The organism is Rhizobium sp. P1_E1 (assembly GCF_056406015.1).
In genome coordinates this window covers 1-4976 of record NZ_JBFUAY010000282.1, presented here as the reverse complement: position 1 = coordinate 4976, position 4976 = coordinate 1, and the positions used below count along the sequence as shown (strand labels likewise).

5 protein-coding genes are annotated in these 4976 nt (G+C 57.0%); 4 read left to right on the top strand and 1 reads right to left on the bottom strand.

Going from position 1 to position 4976, the window contains the following annotated elements:
- The 4 genes from AC1D1Z_RS33990 to AC1D1Z_RS33975 all read left to right on the top strand — a co-directional run.
- Positions 1–395, top strand: a 395-nt coding sequence (locus AC1D1Z_RS33990; protein WP_477853204.1) for a DNA cytosine methyltransferase, incomplete at its 5' end; no start/stop codon positions are given.
- Positions 361–2034: an McrB family protein gene (locus tag AC1D1Z_RS33985; RefSeq protein ID WP_477700428.1), complete on the top strand. Its 1674-nt coding sequence runs from the start codon at positions 361–363 to the stop codon at positions 2032–2034. The genes AC1D1Z_RS33990 and AC1D1Z_RS33985, both read left to right, overlap by 35 nt.
- Positions 2035–2037: 3 nt before the next feature.
- Positions 2038–3684 (top strand): DUF2357 domain-containing protein, encoded by a 1647-nt coding sequence (locus tag AC1D1Z_RS33980; protein ID WP_477700429.1) that lies wholly within the window; start codon positions 2038–2040, stop codon positions 3682–3684.
- Positions 3685–3692: 8 nt separating this feature from the next.
- Positions 3693–4157 (top strand): very short patch repair endonuclease, encoded by a 465-nt coding sequence (locus AC1D1Z_RS33975; RefSeq protein WP_477700430.1) that lies wholly within the window; start codon positions 3693–3695, stop codon positions 4155–4157.
- 249 nt (positions 4158–4406) lie between these two features.
- Here AC1D1Z_RS33975 and AC1D1Z_RS33970 read toward each other — a convergent pair.
- The coding region (locus AC1D1Z_RS33970; protein WP_477853203.1) for a DNA sulfur modification protein DndB at positions 4407–4976 on the bottom strand (570 nt) is incomplete at its 5' end.

Sequence of the window (4976 nt, the reverse complement as noted above, 5' to 3'; positions counted from 1 at the left end):
TCGCAGAGGGGTCGGTGAAATATAAAGCCCTTTGGGCATCGATCGTTCCGCCTTACGATGCCAGCAAATTTCCCAACAAATGGCGGAAAATGTGGAGAGATCAGCCAGCTCGCACCCTGATGGCGCATCTTGGTAAAGACGGCTACAGCCATATTCATTACGACAGCAAACAAGCCCGGACTATTTCTGTTCGTGAGGCCGCCAGGCTACAGTCGTTCCCGGACGGCTTCAAGTTTAGTGGCACCATGAATCCCGCGTTCAAGCAAATCGGCAATGCGGTGCCTCCTCTGCTGGCCAAGGCCGTTGCCACGCACATGCTGCAAGTGCTGAAGCAATCAGAAAAAGAAAGGCGGGAGACGTATGAACCTCGTAGAGCGGCAGCGGCAATTTCTTGACGCGGCGCAGCAGCACTTCGGAACATCAAGGGCGGTTCGCCCACGTGAGCTGTTCGGCGTTTCGAATAGCGCAAAAATAGTCGAAGGCGGGATTCAGCTTGGCGTCGTCAATCTGGACAACGTAAAAGAAGACGCTGAAGCCTTTATCTTCGCTTGCGTTATGCGGTTCCCTCCCGAGGACGAGGTTTATTTTTCCGTGTTGGTTCGCAAAGACAGGGCGAACTTCCTGACCCGGCTTTCCGAGATGAAAAGAATCGGGGCCGCGGCAAAGAGCGGCGGCGAAGACGCAGGCTTCTTCGCAGAGGCAACCGAAGAAGAACAAGCAGAAGAGCCCGGCGCGACGATTAAGTACAGCGCGCGCAACAACCTTGTTCCGATCTATCTTGCACGTGATGGGCGTCTCTGGTTGCGTAACGCGAAGTTCTGGAACAGCCTTGCTTTTGATCTGACACCATTTGGTCCATCGACTGAACCGGATCAGATTGTGGTTGCACTCTATCCACCTACGGCCTCAGCACGCCGAAGCCTGCTGGCTCGGGAATTCATCGGATGGGTTGGCAGCCTCGTTGGGCGCGAAAAGATTCATGAGTTACCGGTCTGGTCGGATACGGCCACGCTCGGTCCCGCCATGCGGCGTATGCCTTCGACTATCCCGATCGAGGACATCGAGGCAGCCGTCAAAGCCCTCGGCGGCCACTATCCCAACGGGGAGGTGCGGCGGTTCCATGCTGCACTGAATTTCCTCGAGCACAAGCATTTTGTCATCCTCTCGGGCCTGTCAGGGACCGGCAAAACGCAGCTCGCCTTGAAATATGCAAGGGCTGTTCATGGTTTGACGGCGAATACTTCGCCCGATCCGTTGCTTTTCGAATGCCCAGTCCGCCCTGAGTGGACCGATCCGACCGGCTTGACTGGCTATTACGACGTGCTGACGAACCGGTATGTCGTACCAACGTTTCTTGAGGCCGTCTTAGTCGCGACTGCCCACCGCGAGTCTCCCGTTTTTGTCATTCTCGATGAGATGAACTTGGCCAGAGTGGAGTATTACCTGTCCGATGTACTGTCCTGCATCGAGACGCAAGGCGCACTGCAGTTGCACTCCAATGGCGTGCCTCTGGAAGGAACAACAGGCACCAGCATTCGCGCTGAGCTGCCACTGCCATCGAATTTGTTCATCATTGGAACAATCAACGTCGACGAGACGACCAATCCTGTCAGTGACAAAGTACTCGATCGTGCGTCCGTTATTGACATGTCCACGGTTGATGTTCCCGGATTTCTGGCCTCGCTTGAGGCGCGATACCCGGACCTCAAAGCTGCGTGCGCTGCCGCTGGGCCAAAACTGTCTGAGACCCATGGTCTTCTGCAGCAGTACGGCCTTGGTTTTGGCTACCGCGTTATTGAAGAATTCGTGCGCTATCACGCCTTCGACGCACAGCATTTCAAAAATTTCGCGGACGATGTGAGTGACCAACTGCTTGTGCAGAAGGTCCTGGTTAAACTGCGCGGCGCCGAAAGGCAGCGCCCGCTTCTCAGCAACCTTGATAAGGCTAATGCTGGCTTGCCGCGGACGCAGACCTATGTTCGCAAGCTGCTAAATGATCTGGATGAATTCGGCTCGTTCCAGGCAATGCGGTGACCCGTGACAGCGCTATTCATCCAGGCCGAAAGCGGCGGACCAGCATGGCAGGTCTGGCCGATGCCGGAGGTGGTTCCTGCTGGAGCGATTCGGGAAGGCGCCTCCTACCTGTTTGAGTTGCGGGATAGCGAAGATGCACTGTCAGCCGACCTGCTTATTGACGATGTTCCGGTCGAGGCGCTGCGATCGCGGCAATCACGGGTGGCGCGCTGGCGCTGGGCCCCCGGGTTTCATGCCGGCGTTGTCGAAGCCGTCTTACGAGTCCCCGGCATTGGCATGCGCCGCTTCGAAATCACAACCGATCCGGACTTGCGCAAACTCACACGCAACGATTTCGATGAGATGGTGCGAGAGGTCCTGGAAGATACTTTCGCTCTGTTCTCGCTCAGTGCCTTCCGCAAAGGGATCGCCCGCCAGCCCGGTAACAAGCCGCCGCCATTGGCCCGCCTTGAATTCCTGAGATCTCGGGCGGAAGAGATTACAGCAACGATCGCGGCAATTGCTCGTTCGCCCCGTCACTTTCTACGGGCGGAAGAAGTGACTGTTCCGTCGCATCGCGCACAACGCGCAACCGGACCGGAAATCATAAAATCGTTCCGCTCTGGAGCAATACGTACGGAAATCGCTCGGCCTTCGCGCTTGCCAGTAGCGCTCCACGGACGGCTGCCTGCGCAGATTACGCTGCGGCAACGCCGGAATAGTGTGGATATTCCGGAACACCGGCAGATCAAGGCGTGCCTGCGATCGTGGGCTGCATGGTTGTCCGGTGTGGCCGACATACTTACACGGATTGGCGCCTCTGACGATCTCGAGGCTGTCTCAACCGCCGGCAGCTGGGCCATTCGCGCGCGACACGTTGCCCTGCGCCTCAATGAAGCGGCGGGAGCGGGCTTCATGGCCGAAGTCAGCGAGGGACCTGCACTGCTGCGCATGTCGTCGCTGTTCCGCAGCGACCCGGTCTATCACCGGTTTTATCGGCTATGGCAGGACATGAATCTTGGACTTGCCGCGTTGTTTGGTGACTTTCTGCAGATGCCGCTGGCCAGAACCTATGAGCTCTATGAACTCTGGTGTTTTCTGAGGTTGCTGCGTGCAGCCGTCGAGGAGTATGGCCCTGCTGGTGTTGATCTGAGCAAACTGTTCATCACCAGCGCCTCCGGTAGTGTGACTATCGCAGCCAGCGCCGTAACGGTGCCTGTTGGCGGGGGTAATCAACTTTGCTTTCAGCGGCAGTATCGTGAGTATTGGAATGAGCCTGACGGTGAGGGTAGTTTCAGTCGGACTATGGTGCCTGACATCGTCTTGTCGGGCACAGGCCTCGGCGGACTTGGCCGTCGCGTTATCGTGCTGGATGCCAAATACAGGATCAACGACGGGTTGAACGACGCCCTGAGCTCGATTCACACTTATCGCGATGCCCTGGTCCAGGAAACCAAAAACGGGCGGATTGAAAGGTTCGTCACTGCCGCATATCTGCTCACGCCGTACGTACCGATCTTAAGTGCCGACTTCCGCAGCACCCAATTACCTGGCCGCCTGTTCCATCCGCAATACCATGAGAAATTCCGCTTCGGCGCTGTTACGCTGCGTCCGGGCATGAGTACTGGCGACCTGAGGACCTGTTTGCAGGCCATCGTCGCTGATGCATAGGAGAGCAGATGGTCGATGTACTTACACCCGTGCAGCGTCAGCTCAATATGAGCCGTATCCGGGGACGGGATACAAAACCTGAAATTCTGGTCCGAAGTGGACTGCACGCGCGTGGCCTGCGTTTTCGCCTGCAGGTGCGGGATTTGCCGGGACGACCGGACCTCGTGTTTCCGCGATACCGGGCAGTGATTCTGGTGCACGGTTGCTTTTGGCATGGGCACGATTGCCCGATGTTTAGGATGCCGGCGACGCGGACGGAATTCTGGGCAGCAAAAATTGCAGCTAATCAGACGCGTGATGCATTGGCACAGACGGCGTTACTTGAACTCGGCTGGCGCGTTGCGATCGTGTGGGAGTGCAGCCTCAAAGGTCCCGCCCGCTGGCCAATCGAATCAGTTATCGACACATGCAGTGAATTCGTTTGGTCGAATGATCGGCAGCACATCGTCGAGGGGAACTGGTCGGCTCTCTGAGCCAACACGATTGATACTGCTTGTGATCCGCTTATATCCCCTGTGGATCAAATTCGGTGACGCACAGGGGCGCTCTGGCATATCAAAACATAGGTAGAGAGATCGGCCCAGCGATGCTCACTCTCGGCGATGTCATCAACCATTACATGAAGGAATTGCCCGACAACGACTTCCGGCGCAAGGTGCGGTGGTGTCCTCGGACTAAGCTAGAAAAAAAGCCCCGCACTAGCGGGGCCTTGATCGAGGCTATTACAGATCGGCGATGCTGATTTGCTTCTCGTGACGGGTAGGTAGCCCGAGTTCCTTGCGGAACATGTCACCAATAATCGGATAGATGTCATTGTGCTTGGCACCGAAGCGCATCACCTTAGCTGTGGGATCGAATGCGCCCAGGTCGCGGTTGTAGCCTTCGTTATCGGAAGGCAAATAGTCCTTGTAGTCCTCCACCCCAGCCCCCTGCCGCTCGGCAGATGAAAACTGGTAGTACCGCCACGCGGGATTTTCGTGCGAGTAGTCCAGAGCAGGAATGCCCTTCAGCAGGCGCTCCAGCAGTTTTTCAGCATCGACGGGCTTGCGTTTGCTGAACGCGTAGTCGAAGGTCAGTTTTGCGAGCGCCTTGAGGACGACAGGTTGCGCGGCAACGGTCTTCATCTTCGCTCCGGGCTGGCCGAAGTTCGGAATCGCGTTCACAGCCGTCCAGAAGGCCGTGGCGACATCCTTGCGACTCTCAACGTCCGCCGGGGTGGCGCCGCTGATATTGGTCTTATTCAGGAATAGATGTGCGTTGATCGCCACTATGTCCTTGAGCGTGAGTTGTCC